We start from the raw sequence: 15,687 nt of genomic DNA, 5'->3' as shown, positions 1-15,687 counted from the left end.
TAATGTGTAGCTGTTGTTATTGGGCAATGTATTGTTTATAAAGTAAATTGATTGCAACGATGAGGGCAATTACAACAACCAAAGGTTTGATAATTTTACCCCCATAACGTAATGCAACTTTTGCCCCTAATGTTGCTCCAGTAAATTGTCCAATTGCCATCAAGAGTCCAACAAGCCACAAAACCTGCCCATTGATAGCAAAAAATAACAAGGAAGCAATATTGGAAGTAAAATTGAATAGTTTAGAATATGCAAGTGCTGATGTAATCATTGATCCTCCCAATGCAACAAGAATTAATAAAAAAAATGATCCTGTACCGGGACCAAAGAAGCCGTCATAAAAACCTATAAGACCCAATAAGGTTGCAAGGGTATAGCGTCCTACCTTTGCTTTTGTGTTTTCTTGAGACACTTTTGGAGAAAATAAAAAGTAAAATGCAAAGATAATAAGCAAAAAAGGAATAATTTTTGCCAGATACTGCTGGTCAATTTTTTGAACTGTAAGACTTCCTAGTGCTGATAAAATAAAAACAAAAATAATCCCTAAAGATGCCTTTTTAAAATCAATATGACCTTTTCGATAGAAATATAGCATCGCAGAACCACTACCAAAGCTACTTTGTAGTTTATTTGTGCCTAAAGCTTGCGTGGGTGGAATTCCAGCATAAAATAAAGCAGGAATAGTAATCATACCGCCACCACCAGCTATAGAGTCAATAAAGCCCGCTATAAATGCTGCCATAATCAACAGAACAATCACTGAGAGTTCTAGTTCCATCGTATAACTCTTATTGTAAGTTTATTAGGTGGTTTATATGCCAATGGTGCCTAAGCTGAAAATTCCAAAAATAATCAAAATTGCCCCACCTATAATATAAACGAGATCACTTACGCAACTCTTCTCTAGTTCTGTCAATTCCTCTTTTTTGCTCATCGTATACTCCTTTATTGAGATGAATTTATGGATGCCTCAAATATGATTTGAAGTTAAAATTATTTTCATTATAAATTTATATTTCTGCTTCCTGTAAAAGTGCGTCAATATCAACCTCATCCGTGCTACTGCTACTAATGTTTGCATCTCCTACATCTTTAATCAAGATAGTATAGGTGTAGGGCAGACTCTTGTAACCTTTAGGATTTCCTTGTCCGATGTCAGTCATAAATTCCATTAAGCCACGCATTTCACAAATACGAGAAATTTCCTCGTCAAGCCCAAAGCGATCCAAATAAATGAGAATAGATTTTTTCCAATTCACATCGCTATATGTAGCCTTATTTTCTGCTGCTTTATCTAACTCATAAAGATAAGAGATTTTGATAATAGAAGCAATTTTTTCTTGCCAATACTCTACCTCAAAATAAGGATTTAAATGATCAATCACATTGCTAGTGAAGCCATCTGTAGCAAGATTGTAGGCTTGTTCCGCAATTTCTTTAAATTCATTGTTTAGTCCTGAATATTCAGGTAGGGCTTGAAGCTTACTTTCCTCTGATGCAAGTGCATATGCTTTTTTAAGATCTTTTGCTTCAACGGCACTTAAAAAGGTTTTTTGCAATTCAATCAATCGAAGATTTTCTTCACCTATTTCTTTGAAGGGGGCTAACGAAGCTAGAAAGGTAGAAAGTTCTGACGCTTTCTCAAAATTCTTATTGGCCATTAGTTGATTCATACGATCAATAACTTGTGGAATAATATACATCGCCTTATCATAACTATTTGTTTGTTTTAAGAAAGAATGTTTCTCTGCTAAAGCAAATAATTCTGCAAATTTCCTTTCCCTAAGGAGAGTATCAAGCTGTTGAAACTTATTAGATTCTTTGAGTAAGGCATACGCAATATCTTTCTTGCTTTTCACATTCAAAAATGGTTTAAGTAGGGCTTGAGCTTTTGGCATATTATTTTTTGCATCCATAATGAGAAACTTTTTCGCAGCATTGAAAATCTGTAAAAAATATTCTTCAAGTAAATCGAAAAATGGTAGTTTTCGCACTTCAGGAGATTGTTCGGCAATTTTGTAGGCGGTTTGCACATCTTTACTTTCCCATGCATCACAAAATTTCGCAACAGCTTCAATTTGTTGTGCATATTGGCTAAATTCTTCTTTTTTGCGTTTGTCGTCCATGAAAGGTGCAACAAGGTTAATCGCTTCTTGAAAACGATTGGTGGCTAAGAAGTCAATCGCCTCTTTAAGTGTTTTTTTCCATTGTTCTTCCATTGTTTTGGTGTAGATAGGCAACAAACTGAGGAATACATTTTCTTCTTTTGTGAGTCGTAGGGCATCAAGAAAATTCCCCTCATTAATTAAGCCTTCAAAAATATCAAGAGATTTTTGAAGGTTATAAAATTCTATGTAGCCATCAATATAAGCAACAGCTAAACGGTCGATTGTTAAATCAATCGCTGAAATTCCATTATGTTCCGTTATAAGAGTTTGAATAGGTTCTAAATCTTCTAAGCGAATAATAAAAAGCTTATTTGCTTTTGTTCCAACAATAGCAAAGCGACGGTCTGTAGTAAGCCTTAGACGTGTAAACCACTCCTTAGTTATTTCTTTTAATGTTAATTCTTGTGTTAACAGATTGTAAATACCTGCTCTCCCATCACGACAGACAAAGAAGAATTTGTTTCCACAATCAAAGAATACACCGTCTTCAAGTACTGTTTTTTCTAGCTCGAAAGTTCCTACAATAAGGTTTCTTTCAATGTCTAATATAACCGTCACACCGTCAAAACTGCTTGAAGCAATTCTCTCTGCTTTTGAATCAAAATTAATACTTGCGATGTAATCTGGACGCGGGAGCATAGAGCCTGCAAGCTTAAAGCTTGGAATTTGAAAAAGTAGAGTTTTCCCATCTTCTCCGCCTGTTGCAAGATAGCGCCCATCACGTGAAAAACGTGATGAGCTTACAGTAGCCTTATGCCATTGTAGGTTGGCAATTTTTGCAACTGTTTCGCCATCTTTCAAAATGACGCCTTGTGAACTATTATGGAGTGTAACGAATAAATATCCATCGACAGAACCAGATATAGCATGTGTGAATTTATGTCTTGCTTCTTTGTCTTTAAAAATTTGTGTGCTTTTCGAAAAAGAGAGGTCTGAAGCATCCAGTTCATAGAAGTGGTAAAGATTATCTAGCATAAATATTTTCTTGTCTGTAATAGTGCAACTAACAACCCCGCTATTCAGCTTGGTTCGGTGTAAAAGTGGAAGCATTATGAGACTCCTTGTGTGAGGTTTTTCTTAGATAGTATCGCCCTTTTAACTAAAATCTTGAGATGCTTATCTAAGGTTGTCGTGTTGATTGGTTTAAAAAGGAAGCGATCAACTCCTAACTGCAAAGCTTCAATTAGATAATCTGATTCATTAAAAGCAGTAATCATCATAATAGGAATTTCTTCATCAATTTCCCTGATTTTTGCACATAATTCTAAACCACTGACTTTTGGCATACTCATATCTGTAATGACAATGTCTATGTTTTCTTTTTGGAAAAGGTCAAATCCTCCTTCTCCATCATTAGCACAAAGAACCTTGCAAAAACGGCGTTGAAGAATCTTTTTCATCATTTCTTGAATGCTCTTATCGTCTTCTGCATACAAAAGTGTTAGCTCGAAAAGAGAACGGTCACTTGAAGTTACACTCATTAAAACCCCTTCCTTCTTTGATTGCCTCTCATTAAATTCCTAACTAGAGCTTTAAATATAAGGAATTATAGCTTAAAAATGAGTTATTTAAATAAATAACTCATAATTTTTTATTGTTTTTTATAGATTCGTTTCTTTTAAGTTATTCTTAAAGAAACAACCCAAGTTGTCCGTCAAATTTTTATATTTATCTCAAAATTAGTAGATAACCATTTTTCTTTTACTTTTCATAAATTTTAATAAAGTTTAGAATTTTGGGTTGTGAGATGATTGCTTGAGATACAGAGCGCAAAAGATGTATTTGCATTTACTAAAAAATTCTTTGTATTGTCAAAAAAATTTTTGTACCTTGCAATTCCATAAAACCCTTTACTTGCTGTATATTTTTTCTTATCTTTGGTAGAAGAAGTAGACTGCATTAATTTGACAAAGATGATGATAGGATTATAAGGAGGTTCAATAACCAAATTCATAATAAAATTTTTATTATAAATATTGAATAATCCTTTTTGATTGACTTTGATAAACGGGTAGGTGAGATAATAATTAGAATTCAGTGGAGCGCGAATTTATGTTGTGGAGTTAGAATATATCTTGATAAAGTTAAAAGAAAAGGAAAAGTTTATCCATATAATATTGATAGTTCGGGCAAGAATGTAATTGACGGCATAAAAATAAACCGGGTATCAATGTGCGTATAATAAATGGAACTTTTGATGAATGCTGGATTAATCCTTTAGTATCGATGTTTTTCAAGGATTAATAATAGGGCAAAGAACTGAGGTAAATCTTATTTTAAAATTTTTATGCTTAAACTACAGCTTAAAAAATAACTTGAATCAAAACTCATAAACCAAAGATGATCAAAAGAGACTCAACTAACTTTTCCTTATTTTTGTAATTTCATCACGAATTCGAGCAGCTTCTTCAAATTCTAATGCTTTAGCTGCCGTGTGCATTCTACGCGTGAGTTCTTTAATAATTCTGTCTTTTTCTGCTTTAGGGATTTTATCTTTTTTAAGATTTTTTATATCTAAATTACCCAGAGATTCTACTTTTAATTCTTCCTCAACCTTTCGATTAACACTCTTAGGGATAATATTATATTTTTTATTAAATTCTTCTTGTTTTTTACGACGATAATCCGTTACCTCCATGGCTTTTCGCATTGATGGTGTAATTTTATTTGCAAAAAGTAAAACTCTTCCATTTAAGTTTCTGGCCGCTCTCCCCATTGTTTGAATGAGGCTTGTTTCGCTGCGTAAGAACCCTTCTTTATCTGCATCTAAAATGGCAACAAGAGAAACTTCAGGTAAATCTAAACCCTCTCTTAATAAATTAATTCCAACTAAAACATCAAATTCACCCAATCTTAACCCTCTAATAATCTCATTACGTTCAATGGCATCAATATCTGAATGCATATAACGCACCTTAATTCCGAGATCACTATAATATTTTGTTAGTTCCTCTGCCATTTTTTTTGTTAAAGATGTAATTAAAACTCTTTCTTTTTTTTCGATGACTTTGATAATTTCGTCATAGAGTGTCGCAATTTGATTATCGCTTGATAGGATTTCGTAAGTAGGATCTAAAAGCCCTGTAGGGCGGACAATTTGTTCAGCTATTGCCTCTTGACTCAATTCTAATTCTAGTTTAGCAGGTGTGGCAGAAACAAACAAATAATGTGGTGCTTTAATAATAAATTCATCAAATTTTAATGGGCGGTTATCCAAAGCACTTGGCAATCTGAATCCATACTCAACCAAAACCTCTTTGCGACTACGATCCCCCGCATACATTCCTCCAAACTGGGGCAAAGACACATGGGATTCATCAACAATGAGCAAATAGGGTTGTTGTTTAAACTCAAAATAGTCTAGTAGACTATAAGGGGTTTCACCCTCTTTTTTGCCGGTAAGATGACGAGAATAGTTTTCGATGCCTTTACAAATTCCGCTTGTTTGTATCATCTCTAAATCAAATTCTGTGCGACTTTTTAAGCGTTCGTATTCAACCATTCGCCCCTCTTTTTCATAGAATGCAAGACGTTTTGCTAATTCTTCTTTAATCTCTGTAGTGGCTTGTTTTTGTCTTGATTCGCCTACGATAAATTGGTTGGCTGCATATAAAATATATTCATCAAGAGTACGTAATTCCTGTAATTGAATACTATCAAGCATTAAAATGCGTTCAATTTCATCACCAAAGAATTCTATACGCACAATTTCATTTTCACTGTAGGCAGGAAAAATATCAATTGCTTCTCCACGTACGCGAAAATCACCGCATTCAAAGAAATTGTCATTGCGTGAATAGCCCATATCAACAAGCCTTGCTAGGAGTTGCTTTTGGTTAATCTCCTCACCTTTTTTAAGATGTAATATCATCTTAATGTATTCAGCAGGAGAACCCAAACCATAATTGGCGGATACGCTTGCAACAACAACGACATCATTGTAGGACAGGAGGCTTGTTGTCGCTCTTAGTCGTAATCTTTCTAGCTCTTCATTAATGGAAGAATCTTTTTCTATAAATAAATCTTGACGTGGAATGTAGGCTTCTGGTTGGTAATAATCAAAATGGGAAATAAAATATTCCACATGGTTATGAGGAAAAAAGCTACGAAATTCACTATAAAGCTGGGCGGCTAGGGTCTTATTGTGTGTCATAATTAATGTCGGCATTTGTAATTTTTCAATAATTTTCGCCATTGTGAATGTTTTTCCACTTCCTGTTACGCCCACAAGCATAGCATAACGTTGTCCTTGCATAATCATACGACTTAGTTGTGAAATTGCTTCTGGTTGGTCTCCTGCTTCAGTATAGGTGGAGTATACCTTAAATAGGGAAGATTGTCGCGTTTTCATTCAAGAATCCTTCTTCAAAAAGTTTGTGTTGTGAGGGTTATTAAAAATCCATCATTTATTTTTAGTTTTGTTCTAACTTGTTTATTTTATAAAAGAGTTAATCAATTTTAAGGACAGCAAGGAATGCTTCTTGTGGTAGATTCACTTTCCCGATAGATTTCATACGTTTTTTGCCTTCTTTTTGTTTTTCAAGTAATTTTCTTTTTCGTGTAATATCCCCACCATAGCATTTTGCTGTCACATTTTTACCCATTGATTTAACCGTTTCCCTTGCAATAATTTTATTTCCAATGCTTGCCTGAATTGCTACTTCAAAAAGTTGGCGTGGAATAATTTCTTTCATTGCTACAACAAGTTCTTTACCGCGGTCATAAGATTTGCTTTTAGGCACAATAATAGAAAGTGCATCAACAATTTCTCCTGCTACACGAACATCAAGCTTAACTAAATCACCCTCGCGGTATTCATAAGGCTCATAATCAAAACTTGCATAGCCCTTTGTACAAGATTTTAGCTTGTCATAAAAATCCATTACAATTTCGTTGGTTGGAATGAGGTATTCAAGTAAAACACGCGTCTCATGAAGATATTCCATCTTCTCTTGAATGCCCCTCCGATGATTTAAAAGTGTAATAATATTCCCCAAAAACTCGCTTGGAACGATGATTGTTGCCTTAACATAAGGTTCTTCTATTTTTGCAATTTTTTGTTCTGGTGGGAGTTCGCTTGGGTTTTGGATATTGATTGTGCTACCATCGGTTTGTGTTATCCGATAAACAACAGTGGGCGCGGTGGCAATTAGGCTTAAGTCAAATTCTCTCTCTAATCGTTCCTTGATTACTTCCATGTGCAATAAACCTAAGAATCCGATCCTAAACCCAAAACCAAGTGCAATACTTGTTTCTGGCTCATAGGTTAGACTCGAATCATTGAGTTTTAATTTATCTAGTGCATCGCGTAAATCCTCAAACTTATCTGTTTCGATGGGATAAATTCCTGCAAAAACAAAAGGCTTTGCAGGTTCAAAGCCACTAATTGCCTCTTTGGTAGGATTCTTAAAATCTGTCATTGTGTCGCCCACGGCAATATCTGTAACGCTCTTAAGCCCTAAAATAACAATTCCAATTTCACCGCATGCAATTTCTTCTGTTTGTTGTTGTTTGATGGGGTGGGGATATAAAAGCCCAAGCACTTCATGATTTTTATTGCTACCCATTACAAGGATCCTCTGTCCCTTCTTTATTGCCCCTTCTTTAACACGAACTAAGGCTAAAGCCCCCAAATAGTTATCAAACCATGAATCATAAATAAGAGCCTTTGTGGGGGCGTTTGGATCTCCTTTTGGTGGTGGAACTTGCATAATAATACGTTCTAAAAGTTCACGAATACCCAAACGTGTTTTCGCACTGACACATAAGGGCTGATTACACTCAAGCCCAATGGTTTGTTCAATCTCCTCAATGACACGTTCAGGATTTGCTGCAGGTAAATCAATTTTATTTAAAACAGGTAGAATTTCAAGATTATTTTCTAAGGCGATATAGACATTAGCAATAGTTTGTGCTTCAACACCTTGAGAGGCATCAACAACAAGCAAAGCACCTTCACATGAAGCAAGAGAACGACTTACTTCATAGCTGAAGTCGACATGCCCTGGCGTATCAATTAAGTTAAGAATGTATGTTTCATTTTGATATTGATATGAAAGCCTTACACTTTGTGCTTTTATGGTAATTCCGCGTTCTTTTTCAATGTCCATTGTATCCATAACTTGTTGTGTCATTTCTCTTTCGCTAATAGCGCCACAGGTTTGAATAAGGCAATCCGCAAGCGTACTTTTGCCATGGTCAATATGAGCAATGATGGAAAAATTGCGTATACGTGAGAGTGGATTCAAGGTTTTTCCTTCAAGATGTGAGTTTTAAAGTATGGAGGTGACATCACCCAAAGGAAGTCTTTGCTTGGGAGAAGGTTGACCTTTTCCGTACCCTAAGGCAATAAGTATGCATGGTTGAAAGAATTGTGTGAAAGTATTAGGGTAACAATCAAGCCACTTGTAAAGTTTTTGTGTGTCAAAACCACCGATAATGAGAGAGTCTATCTTGAGTAGTGTGGCAACGCGTACCATATCTCCCATAGCAAGATAAACTTGCTCCCTAATGTAGCCCTCAATAAGACAACTCTCGTTATGAAAACGTTGCTGCAAAATATCCTCTACCATTTGCGTTTTTTCTGCAATGTGATTTATATTTTGGTGACGTTGGTAATGTTCTTTTGCCGTATTTGCGTTTAGGGTGTATGGTTTTTGACTCATTAAGATTAGCAGGCAAGAACAGTCAATAACTGGTTGTTGTGTGTGGCTAAAAGAAGCGATTTTCGTCTTTTTCTCTCTATCTGTAACAAAAATGGAGCGATAAGGCTGTAAACCCATTGAACTGGGTGCAAATTGGATACTTTGAGCAAGAATGTGTAAATGTTCCTGCGGAAGTGGTTTTGTTGGGTCAAAATCACGACAAGCATAGCGGTAAGAAAGATTGTCTTGTAAAAAATCTTGAAATTTCATAAATTTTCCTCTTTTATTGTTATCTTTAGGTAGAATTTAAATTTCTTCGTGTTGGACTGAAAAATATCGGCGGACATTATAAGCTTTGAAGGCTGATAAAACACTGAAAATTCTTAGCTATTTTTAAAAAAAAATAGGTTAGAATGCGGTCTCTAAATAACCAGAAAATAAGGAGTTAAAATTTTATGAAAAAAGATATTCACCCACAATATGTGCCTTGCAAGGTAACTTGTGTAACAAGTGGCAAGGAAATTGAAGTTCTTAGTACAAAGCCAGAATTAAGAATTGACATTTCTGCATTTTGTCATCCTTTTTATACCGGTTCGGATAAGATTGTTGATACTGCGGGACGTGTTGAAAAATTCAAGCAAAGATATAATCTGAAGTAGTGTTGACTTTTGTTCCAACTCCCATCGGTAATCTTGAGGATATTACTCTAAGGACATTGCGGGTATTGGAGGAGAGTGAGGTGGTTTTGTGCGAGGATACACGTGTCACTTCTTCGTTACTTCGTCTTTTAGAAAATAGGGGGTATTTGCGTTCTTTTTCTGCAGAGTTAATGCCTGTGCATTCTCATAATGAATGTGGTTTTTTAGAGAATGTTACTTCAGACTTTTTTGAGCGAAATGTTCTTTATATGTGTGATGCCGGGACACCCTGTATTAGTGATCCTGGTGCGGCATTGGTTCGTTTTGTTCAAGAATATCAAATTCCTTATACAGTCTTGCCCGGTGCCAATGCACCCCTAACAATTTTTGCGGCGAGTGGAAGTACACATAAGGAGTTCTTATTTTATGGCTTTTTACCTTCAAAGCAACAAGAAAGAAAAAGTGAATTTGAAAGGTTATTGTCACTCGGCATTGATGTCATTTTTTATGAATCGCCTCATCGTTTACTAGAGTCTTTGCAAGATTTGGAAAGAGTGCAAAAGAGGGCTGAAATTTTTGTTGCTAAGGAAATGACAAAGCACTTTGAAACCTTCTATAAAGGGCAGGTCGGGCATGTGCTGAAAAGTTTATCAGCTAAGGAGATTCGTGGAGAATGGGCGTTTATGGTGTATGGGTGTCCGTTGCATGAAGAATATGTTTTGCGCGGAAGCGATATTGAAGCTTTAAATCTTCCTCCAAAAGTTGTCGCCAAAATTATTGCTAAAATGACAGGAATCGATGTTAAGAAATGCTATGAATGTGTGATTCATGGGCAGAATCCGTTACATCAAGAGTGAGGAAGTAATGATTGTTTATGGCAAACAGATTCTCGGTTATCTACTACAACGACACGCTGAAAAAATCCGTAAGGTGATTTTGCAAAAAGAGATTGATAAGTCCTTATTTAAGCATATTTTAAATCTAAATATTCCTATAGAAAGGATAGATTTTAAGGCAGCACAAGCTTTAGCTAAGGGAGGGAATCATCAAGGTTGTTTAGTGGAAATTTTTCCTTTAGAACAAAGTGACTTTGCTACAATTAAAACTTTTTCTTCTGTGCTTGTTTTAGGAGGCGTGAGCGATACGCACAATATCGGTGCAATTTTTAGAAGTGCTTATGCATTGGGATTTGAAGCAATTATTTTAACTGAAATTGTTTCTTTCTCTTATGAAGGTGCAGTCAAGACAAGTAGCGGGGCAATATTTGATTTACCTTTTGTAATTGTGAAAGATGGTTTGAGTGTTGCCCACGAGTTAAAAATGGCGGGTTTTTGTTTTAACGCGGCGGGATTGCACGGACAAGAGTTAACATTGGATTTTGTTGCTTCGCTACCACCCAAAATTGCACTTTTTATGGGTAGTGAAGGAGAGGGGTTGCGTAAAAGATTAATCGCAAAAATGGATAATTGTGTTACAATTTCACTTAGGAATCTTGTTGATTCTTTAAATGTGAGTGTAGCAGCAGCAATTTTAATGGATAGGATACAAAATGGACGAAAACAACAACAATAACAACGATAATAATCAACCAGAAGAAAATACAAATCTACCAAAAGAAGAAGGGGAGAGAGTCGTCAATAATGGCAGTGAAAAGGCTTTAGAGTTTTTGCGTCAGGAAGGTGTAGAGAAAATTCACAAGCAGACATATATTGCATTGTTTAAAATTGAGGCGGTTTTAGATAGAGATTATGAGCAATTTGATAAAGTTACAGCACAGGGATTTATTCGCATCTTAGAAAGAGAGTATAATATTGACTTAAGTGGTTGGATGGATGATTATGACCGCTATTGTCAGGAGCATGGCTTATTTAAGGCTGATGAATATGATAGTCCAAGCTTGATTGATGTGAATGTGAAGATTGATCGTTATGAGAAGCATACTTCAAGCAAGTGGCTTAATATTGCTATAGCTACGATTGTTGTTGTGTTAGGTGGGAGTTATTACATTTTTAATGTATATGGAAATACTTATGATGAAATTGTGAATAATGAGCATTTTGAAGGTGGTAAGGCTGTAGTTGAGGATATTAGACGCGATTTGGAAGCACAAGTTGGCATAGAAAACAATCAGACAAAAGCAGAATCTAATGAAACGGTAGCAACAGAAGTGAATGGGACGATGGTAGAACAAAATATGTCTATTGTAGCTCAATCTTTGAATGAAGAGCCTCCATTAGTTGATCAGAACATTACACGGGAGATTATCTTTTCTTTGAATGGCCCTCTGTGGTTAGGAATTTTAGAGGTGGATACTAAAAAACGCGTTTATCAAAATGTTTATGATCGTTTTGTTGTTAAAGGAGAAAAGCCTTTATTGTTTCGCACAGGGCATGGACGTTTTAATGTGAGTGTTGGTGAGATAGAAAATAATTTTACAAGTGGTTCACCTTTGTACTTGTATTATGCGCCCAATGAGGGCTTAAGGGCAATTACTGAAGCAGAATTTCGTTCCATTAACGGAGGAGGTGGGTGGTAAACATATTGTCTATTGCCAAAACTGCAAAAATTTTCGTCTATTTGATTGTTTTTTCCACATTAGCTTTTGCGGTGGATAGGGATATTGAATCTGTCTTAAAGAGGCTTTTAGAGCCCAGAGTCTTTGAAAAAAACAAGACTTTCATTATGAATGGAATTTTTAAAAGATCACAGCTTTATTTTAATGAATACGGACCCGACTATCCAAAGATTCTTTCTCGTTTGAAAGATAATGGGCTTTTAAAGCTTTCCGTCCCTTCCGTTCGTGCTTTTAAAATTCAAATTGAAGTTTCTGATTCTCCTATTTTTGTTACTCGTTCTGTGCAAAGTGCATTGAAGTCTTTGGGGTATTATTATGCAACACCCATTCAAGCTGAATTTGTCGATGGGCGATTTTTTTTGGTTTTATTGATGAATGCAGAAAATGCCCTTGACCCGGTAAGTTTTATGCAAGAAATGCAGGAATATGGTTATCGATTAACCTCGCTCACAAGAGAAAATGAGGTTTTATGGCAATATGGATTCAAGCTGACTTCCCCAAAAATACCTGAAGCACTCAACTTAGAATATGGAGTGGAGATGTCGCATGGGAATTTGAAAGGAGAGTATTGGATTTTTTTGAATAGGCGAGGAGGTATTTTACAATTTAGCCCTTTGCATGGAGGAAAAATCTACCCAGACCTTGCTTTTTATGATTCATCTTTGAGGCTTATTTCTTTAGAGAAAGCCAGTTTTAAAAATGGAGTTTATCAACAGAAAATTCCACAAGAAGTGTCGTTTGTACGTTTAAGTGATAGCCATACGCCCTCTAATGTGAAGACGGGATTGCGGTTTGTGCTTGAACGTCTTTAATGATTTGAATTTGAAAGGGAGATATGATGTTTGATGAGATTGAATTTGATAAAATGAAGAGGTTGCCTAAATATGTTTTTGCAACAATTAATGAAATTAAATTGCAAATGCGACAAAATAATGAAGATGTCATTGATTTTAGCATGGGGAACCCAGATGGACCAACTCCACAACATATTATCGATAAGCTTTGTGAGGCGGCACAAAAACCAAAGAATCACGGTTATTCTGCGAGTAAAGGAATTTATAAATTGCGTTTAGCGATTTGTAATTGGTATAAACGAAAATATGGTTTAGATTTAGACCCAGACACAGAAGCTTGTTTATCGATGGGTTCTAAGGAAGGATATGTGCATTTAATCCAAGCTATTTCAAACTTTGGTGACAATGCTATTGTGTCAGAGCCAATGTATCCTATTCATTATTATGCCTTTATTATTGTTGGTGCAAATGTAACAAAATTTAGTTTGAAGTGGAATGAAAAATTTGAACTTGATGAGGAGCAATATTTTCAAGATTTAAAACGGGCACTTAAAGAAGCGATGCCCAAACCTAAATTTGTTGTTGTGAATTTTCCCCATAATCCAACGACTGTTACTGTAACAAAGAGCTTTTATGAACGTTTAGTTGTTTTAGCTAAGCAAGAACGATTTTATGTCATTAGTGATATTGCTTATGCGGATTTAAGTTATGGTGACTACAAGACGCCTTCTATTCTTGAGGTTGATGGAGCTAAAGAAGTGGCTGTTGAGAGTTTTACGCTTTCAAAAAGTTATAATATGGCGGGTTGGCGTGTAGGTTTTGTTGTAGGAAATAAAAAGCTTGTTGGTGCTTTGCAAAAAATAAAAAGCTGGATTGACTATGGAATGTATACGCCTTTACAAATTGCAGCAACGATTGCACTTGACGACGATCAAAGTTGTGTAGAGGAAATTAAGAATCAATATTCAACGCGTATGGATATTTTAATTAAGAGTTTTGGCGAAGCAGGTTGGCTAATACAAAAGCCTCAAGCAACAATGTTTATTTGGGCAGAGATACCAGAGGTTGCAAAAAAAATGGGAAGCTTAGAATTTAGTAAGCGATTACTTAAGGAGGCAAAAGTTGCTGTTTCTCCAGGTGTTGGATTTGGAGAATCAGGGGAGGGTTATGTAAGAATTGCATTAATTGAAAATGAGAAAAGGATTCGCCAAGCGGCAAGAAATATTAAGCAATTTTTAAAGAATTTAGGAAGTGAGAATTAAGTCATTATGCGTATCGGAATTGTAGGGGTCGGTGTTGTAGGTAGCAGTGTTGTGCGTATTTTGCAACAAAATAAAGAAGTCATTGCGGCACGTGCTGGAGAGGAAATTATTCCTGTTAAGGGTGTTGTTCGTTCTTTAGGTAAGCAAAGAAATGTAGATATTTCGCTATATAGCGATATTGAATCTGTCTTGAATGATGATTCTATTGATACGATTGTAGAATTAATGGGTGGTGTTGATGAGGCATTTATTGTAGCAAAAAAAACATTGGGTGCAAAAAAACGTCTTGTCACTGCAAATAAAGCACTTTTAGCATATCATCGCTATGAATTACAAGAGATTGCAGGAGAAATTCCTATTGGCTTTGAAGCAAGTGTTGCAGGAGGAATTCCTATCATTAAAGCACTTAGAGATGGATTGGGGGCAAATCACATTCTAGAAATTAGTGGTATTTTAAACGGCACTTGTAATTATATTTTAACTAAAATGCTTTATGAAAATATAGATTATGCAACTGCTTTGCAAGAGGCACAACATTTGGGCTATGCAGAGGCTGACCCAGTTTTTGATGTGGGGGGTATTGATGCTGCTCATAAACTGCTGATTCTTGCAAGTTTAGCTTATGGTATTGATGCAAAACCTGATGATATTTTGATAGAAGGTATTACGAAAATTTCTAATGATGAAATTGCATTTGCTAGAGAGTTTGGCTATAGTATTAAGCTTTTAGGAATTGCAAAAAGACAAAACAATCAAGTTGAGTTGCGTATTCACCCTGCATTTATTAAGAATGCTGAAATGCTTAGTCGTGTTGATGGCGTAATGAATGGAATTAGTGTTGTTGGGGATTGTGTAGGTGAGACAATGTTTTATGGTGCTGGAGCTGGTGGTGATGCTACTGCCAGTGCTGTGATTTCAGATTTGATTGAAATTGCAAGAAGCAAGGGTGCACCTATGCTTGGCTTTAAGAAGCCATTTGAAAGTGGGTTGTATTTGCGTTCGCAAGAAGAGATTCAATCGCGCTATTATTTGAAAGCGGAGGTTGCGGATAAAACCGGTGTTTTAGCACAGATTGCAAAAATTTTAAGCGAGGAAGATATTTCTATTAATTCTCTGTTGCAACAAAATGGGATGAACGATGCAAAGATTCTTCTTTCAACACATTATGCATTAGAGAAGAATATTAAATGTGCATTGAAGCGTTTAGGGGAATTGCCTGTTGTGTTAAGCGAGCCTCTGATGATTCGCATCAAGGACTAGAGTGAGTCGCCAAAAAGGTAATATTGCTGAAGAAAAGGCAGCACAATTTTTACAGCAAAAAAAATTTAAAATCATAGAGCGGAATTTTTATACGCCTTTTGGCGAGATTGATATTATTGCCGAAAAAAAGAAGATTTTACATTTTGTAGAAGTCAAGAGTGGGGAGAGTTTTGAGCCTATTTATAATATCACGCCTATTAAGATGCAACGAATTATTAGAAGTTTGGAGTTCTATTTGAGTCAAAATGGTATTACGAGGGAGTATTGTGTTGATGCGTTAATTGTTTGTGGCGAAAAATTAGAATTAATAGAAAATATTACTCTTTAGTTTACAAAAATAGGTTAT

15 protein-coding genes are annotated in these 15,687 nt (G+C 35.6%); 8 read left to right on the top strand and 7 right to left on the bottom strand.

The genetic code is table 11. The features are described 5' to 3' along the window. Positions 1–16 precede the first annotated feature (16 nt). The 7 genes from CCZ01_RS04985 to CCZ01_RS04955 all read right to left on the bottom strand — a co-directional run bounded on the left by CCZ01_RS04985 (position 17) and on the right by CCZ01_RS04955 (position 9,082). A complete protein-coding gene (locus CCZ01_RS04985; protein WP_112052130.1) occupies positions 17–778 on the bottom strand; it encodes a TSUP family transporter in 762 nt (253 codons plus the stop codon). A 33-nt stretch (positions 779–811) separates the two neighbouring features. Beyond that, positions 812–934 (bottom strand): hypothetical protein, encoded by a 123-nt coding sequence (locus CCZ01_RS10820; RefSeq protein ID WP_258436733.1) that lies wholly within the window; start codon positions 932–934, stop codon positions 812–814. 76 nt (positions 935–1,010) lie between these two features. After that, entirely contained in the window at positions 1,011–3,218 is a 2,208-nt protein-coding gene (locus tag CCZ01_RS04980) for a WD40 repeat domain-containing protein (protein WP_112052129.1), read from the bottom strand. Continuing rightward, a complete protein-coding gene (locus tag CCZ01_RS04975; RefSeq protein ID WP_112052128.1) occupies positions 3,218–3,649 on the bottom strand; it encodes a response regulator in 432 nt (143 codons plus the stop codon). Before CCZ01_RS04975 ends, CCZ01_RS04980 begins: the two co-directional genes overlap by 1 nt. A gap of 878 nt (positions 3,650–4,527) precedes the next feature. After that, a complete protein-coding gene (gene uvrB, locus CCZ01_RS04965; RefSeq protein ID WP_112052126.1) occupies positions 4,528–6,519 on the bottom strand; it encodes an excinuclease ABC subunit UvrB in 1,992 nt (663 codons plus the stop codon). Between the two features lie 97 nt (positions 6,520–6,616). After that, entirely contained in the window at positions 6,617–8,416 is a 1,800-nt protein-coding gene (gene lepA / locus CCZ01_RS04960) for a translation elongation factor 4 (protein ID WP_112052125.1), read from the bottom strand. A gap of 24 nt (positions 8,417–8,440) precedes the next feature. Continuing rightward, the gene (locus CCZ01_RS04955; protein ID WP_112052124.1) at positions 8,441–9,082 is read right to left on the bottom strand and encodes a nitroreductase family protein; all 642 of its coding nucleotides are present in this window, start codon (positions 9,080–9,082) and stop codon (positions 8,441–8,443) included. Between the two features lie 185 nt (positions 9,083–9,267). Between CCZ01_RS04955 and rpmE the strand changes: the two genes are divergently transcribed. From rpmE to CCZ01_RS04915, 8 genes are read left to right on the top strand one after another with little or no spacing between them, the layout of a single operon-like run. Further along, on the top strand, positions 9,268–9,471 hold the full coding sequence (gene rpmE / locus CCZ01_RS04950; RefSeq protein ID WP_112052123.1) for a 50S ribosomal protein L31: 204 nt from the start codon (positions 9,268–9,270) through the stop codon (positions 9,469–9,471). Next, the gene (rsmI, locus tag CCZ01_RS04945; RefSeq protein WP_112052122.1) at positions 9,471–10,307 is read left to right on the top strand and encodes a 16S rRNA (cytidine(1402)-2'-O)-methyltransferase; all 837 of its coding nucleotides are present in this window, start codon (positions 9,471–9,473) and stop codon (positions 10,305–10,307) included. Before rpmE ends, rsmI begins: the two co-directional genes overlap by 1 nt. Then, on the top strand, positions 10,279–11,022 hold the full coding sequence (gene rlmB, locus CCZ01_RS04940) for a 23S rRNA (guanosine(2251)-2'-O)-methyltransferase RlmB (RefSeq protein WP_258436723.1): 744 nt from the start codon (positions 10,279–10,281) through the stop codon (positions 11,020–11,022). Before rsmI ends, rlmB begins: the two co-directional genes overlap by 29 nt. After that, positions 11,000–11,986, top strand: coding sequence for a hypothetical protein (locus CCZ01_RS04935; protein WP_112052120.1), 987 nt, complete (start codon positions 11,000–11,002; stop codon positions 11,984–11,986). The genes rlmB and CCZ01_RS04935 overlap by 23 nt, the downstream gene beginning before the upstream one ends. Continuing rightward, on the top strand, positions 11,980–12,837 hold the full coding sequence (locus CCZ01_RS04930; RefSeq protein WP_112052119.1) for a hypothetical protein: 858 nt from the start codon (positions 11,980–11,982) through the stop codon (positions 12,835–12,837). The genes CCZ01_RS04935 and CCZ01_RS04930 overlap by 7 nt, the downstream gene beginning before the upstream one ends. 26 nt (positions 12,838–12,863) lie before the next feature. Then, the gene (locus tag CCZ01_RS04925; RefSeq protein WP_112052118.1) at positions 12,864–14,081 is read left to right on the top strand and encodes an LL-diaminopimelate aminotransferase; all 1,218 of its coding nucleotides are present in this window, start codon (positions 12,864–12,866) and stop codon (positions 14,079–14,081) included. Between the two features lie 3 nt (positions 14,082–14,084). Next, a complete protein-coding gene (locus CCZ01_RS04920; RefSeq protein WP_181566324.1) occupies positions 14,085–15,341 on the top strand; it encodes a homoserine dehydrogenase in 1,257 nt (418 codons plus the stop codon). Position 15,342: 1 nt separating this feature from the next. After that, positions 15,343–15,669: a YraN family protein gene (locus tag CCZ01_RS04915; RefSeq protein WP_112052116.1), complete on the top strand. Its 327-nt coding sequence runs from the start codon at positions 15,343–15,345 to the stop codon at positions 15,667–15,669. Positions 15,670–15,687 lie beyond the last annotated feature (18 nt).

The sequence above is a fragment of the Helicobacter monodelphidis genome (assembly GCF_003288845.1).
Lineage (GTDB): Bacteria > Campylobacterota > Campylobacteria > Campylobacterales > Helicobacteraceae > NHYN01.
The sequence above is the reverse complement of the archived record's forward strand: the minus strand, read 5'-3'. Positions and strand labels throughout refer to the sequence as shown.

What these genes read in the sequence shown, in the direction of transcription:
- rlmB (WP_258436723.1), top strand. Translation starts at nt 10,279, where the DNA reads ATGGGCAGAATCCGTTACATCAAGAGTGAGGAAGTAATGATTGTTTAT.
- CCZ01_RS04955 (WP_112052124.1), bottom strand. Translation starts at nt 9,082, where the DNA reads ATGAAATTTCAAGATTTTTTACAAGACAATCTTTCTTACCGCTATGCT.
- uvrB (WP_112052126.1), bottom strand. Translation starts at nt 6,519, where the DNA reads ATGAAAACGCGACAATCTTCCCTATTTAAGGTATACTCCACCTATACT.
- CCZ01_RS04980 (WP_112052129.1), bottom strand. Translation starts at nt 3,218, where the DNA reads ATGCTTCCACTTTTACACCGAACCAAGCTGAATAGCGGGGTTGTTAGT.
- CCZ01_RS04935 (WP_112052120.1), top strand. Translation starts at nt 11,000, where the DNA reads ATGGACGAAAACAACAACAATAACAACGATAATAATCAACCAGAAGAA.
- CCZ01_RS04975 (WP_112052128.1), bottom strand. Translation starts at nt 3,649, where the DNA reads ATGAGTGTAACTTCAAGTGACCGTTCTCTTTTCGAGCTAACACTTTTG.
- CCZ01_RS04925 (WP_112052118.1), top strand. Translation starts at nt 12,864, where the DNA reads ATGTTTGATGAGATTGAATTTGATAAAATGAAGAGGTTGCCTAAATAT.
- rpmE (WP_112052123.1), top strand. Translation starts at nt 9,268, where the DNA reads ATGAAAAAAGATATTCACCCACAATATGTGCCTTGCAAGGTAACTTGT.
- CCZ01_RS04985 (WP_112052130.1), bottom strand. Translation starts at nt 778, where the DNA reads ATGGAACTAGAACTCTCAGTGATTGTTCTGTTGATTATGGCAGCATTT.
- CCZ01_RS10820 (WP_258436733.1), bottom strand. Translation starts at nt 934, where the DNA reads ATGAGCAAAAAAGAGGAATTGACAGAACTAGAGAAGAGTTGCGTAAGT.